This is a genomic window from Chryseobacterium mucoviscidosis (genome assembly GCF_002177115.1).
In the GTDB taxonomy this organism is placed as follows: Bacteria; Bacteroidota; Bacteroidia; order Flavobacteriales; family Weeksellaceae; genus Chryseobacterium; species Chryseobacterium mucoviscidosis.
In genome coordinates this window covers 1-962 of sequence record NZ_MVAG01000116.1, presented here as the reverse complement: position 1 = coordinate 962, position 962 = coordinate 1, and the positions used below count along the sequence as shown (strand labels likewise).

The 962-nt window shown below is 49.3% G+C and carries 1 rRNA gene; it reads left to right on the top strand.

The features are described 5' to 3' along the window. Positions 1-962, top strand: a 16S ribosomal RNA gene (locus B0E34_RS10845); the annotation flags it as partial.

The window sequence follows — 962 nt, the reverse complement described above, 5'->3', positions numbered from 1 at the left end:
AGCCTGATCCAGCCATCCCGCGTGAAGGACGACGGCCCTATGGGTTGTAAACTTCTTTTGTACAGGGATAAACCTTTCCACGTGTGGAAAGCTGAAGGTACTGTACGAATAAGCACCGGCTAACTCCGTGCCAGCAGCCGCGGTAATACGGAGGGTGCAAGCGTTATCCGGATTTATTGGGTTTAAAGGGTCCGTAGGCGGATCCGTAAGTCAGTGGTGAAATCTCATAGCTTAACTATGAAACTGCCATTGATACTGCGGGTCTTGAGTAAGGTAGAAGTAGCTGGAATAAGTAGTGTAGCGGTGAAATGCATAGATATTACTTAGAACACCAATTGCGAAGGCAGGTTACTATGTCTTAACTGACGCTGATGGACGAAAGCGTGGGGAGCGAACAGGATTAGATACCCTGGTAGTCCACGCCGTAAACGATGCTAACTCGTTTTTGGGCTTTCGGGTTCAGAGACTAAGCGAAAGTGATAAGTTAGCCACCTGGGGAGTACGAACGCAAGTTTGAAACTCAAAGGAATTGACGGGGGCCCGCACAAGCGGTGGATTATGTGGTTTAATTCGATGATACGCGAGGAACCTTACCAAGACTTAAATGGGAATTGATCGGTTTAGAAATAGACCTTCCTTCGGGCAATTTTCAAGGTGCTGCATGGTTGTCGTCAGCTCGTGCCGTGAGGTGTTAGGTTAAGTCCTGCAACGAGCGCAACCCCTGTCACTAGTTGCCATCATTAAGTTGGGGACTCTAGTGAGACTGCCTACGCAAGTAGAGAGGAAGGTGGGGATGACGTCAAATCATCACGGCCCTTACGTCTTGGGCCACACACGTAATACAATGGCCGGTACAGAGGGCAGCTACACAGCGATGTGATGCAAATCTCGAAAGCCGGTCTCAGTTCGGATTGGAGTCTGCAACTCGACTCTATGAAGCTGGAATCGCTAGTAATCGCGCA